Annotated in this window: 1 protein-coding gene; it reads right to left on the bottom strand. The window is 60.5% G+C overall.

The features are described 5' to 3' along the window. Window positions 1-68 precede the first annotated feature (68 nt). Window positions 69-1,607, bottom strand: a 1,539-nt coding sequence (cimA, locus tag QZZ60_RS11385) for a citramalate synthase (protein WP_295641491.1), incomplete at its 5' end; no start/stop codon positions are given.

Below are 1,607 nucleotides of genomic sequence, written 5' to 3'. Positions count from 1 at the left end.
GGGGGTGCTCTCCCCTTCTCCAGAAAGGTTCCCCTTTCCCTCACCAATTCAACTCTCGCATTCTGCCTCTATCGCAAGTCGCGGAGCTTCCGCTGCCCCTCCTCGTCACGATACAACTTATACACGACAGAATCCACAAGCCCCTGCCAGCTGGCTTCGATGATGTCATGCGACACGCCCACGGTCACCCATGTGCTGTCGGCGTCGCCCGATTCGATAAGCACACGGACAACGGAGGCCGTCCCGCCCGTACCGTCGGAAGCGGAAAGGACACGGACCTTGAAGTCCAGCAGCTTCATTTCCTTCAAACGCGGATAGAACGGCAGAAGCGCCTTGCGGAGTGCGGTATCAAGCGCGTTGACCGGGCCGTTGCCGGTGGCTGCGGTATGCTCGACGGCACCCTCCACTTCCACCATGACCGTGGCTTCTTCCATCGGCAACTCATGGCTGGCATCACGCACGGCGCTCACATGGTACTGCACCAGCTTGAAGAAGTCCCGGACGCCGCGCCGCGCCAGTTTGCGCAGGATGAGCAGCTCGACGCTGGCTTCGGCGGACGCGTAGTCGTACCCGAGGCTGGCCTTCTTTTTCAGCTCGTTGAACAGCCCCTTGACCACGGGCTCGTCCTTGTCCAGATGGAACCCGAACCGGCGCGCCAGCGAAACGATGTTGCTCCGTCCGCCGAGCTCCGTGATCAGAATGCGCTGGCCGTTGCCGACCAACTCCGGCTCCATATGCTCGTACAGGGAGGAACAGCGGTTGACGGCGCTGACGTGCACCCCACCCTTGTGCGCAAACGCGGAATTGCCCACGAAAGGCTGGCGGTTGAACGGCTTCATATTCGCCACTTCAGCGAAGTAGGACGACAGTTTGGTCAGCTGGCGGAGCCGCACATCAGCGGGCTCAGGCAAGCAGGTCAAACCGCATTTCACCTGCAATACCGGGAGGATCGAACACAGGTTGGCATTGCCGCAGCGCTCGCCCACCCCATTGATCGTGCCCTGCACCATTTCCGCGCCAGCCTGCACGGCAACGATGGTATTCGCCACCGCCATCTCGCAGTCGTTGTGCGTATGGATGCCGAGCCGCACTTCCGGCAAGGCCACACGCAGATCCGAAACGATCTGCTGCAGCTCGTTCGGCAGGGTGCCGCCATTGGTGTCGCACAGATTGATGATCAGCGCGCCCGCCTCGTGCGCGGCCCGCAGGACCGCCAGCGAGTATTCCGCATTCCGCTTGTAGCCGTCGAAAAAGTGCTCCGCGTCAAAATAGACTTCCGGCATGGAGCGCTTCAAGTAGGCTACCGAATTACGGATAATGTCCAGATTCCGTTTGGGGTCCAGACGCAGGGCTTCCTTCGCATGGCGTTCGCACGATTTGCCGAAAATCGTCCCCGCCGTCGCGCCGGAAGCGATGAGCGCGTTCAGATTCGGGTCTTCTTCCACCTTGTTGTCGGGATGGTGCGTGCTCCCAAACGCGGCGATACGGGCGTATTTCAGGTGATAGTTGGCGATCTCCTTGAAAAACGCCACGTCCACCGGATTGGAACCGGGCCAGCCGCCTTCGATATAGTCGATGCCGAATTCATCAAGGCGCAAGGCAATCTT

This window comes from uncultured Mailhella sp. (assembly GCF_905187505.1).
Classification (GTDB): Bacteria; Desulfobacterota; Desulfovibrionia; order Desulfovibrionales; family Desulfovibrionaceae; genus Mailhella.
This window is presented reverse-complemented; position numbering and strand designations above follow the sequence as displayed.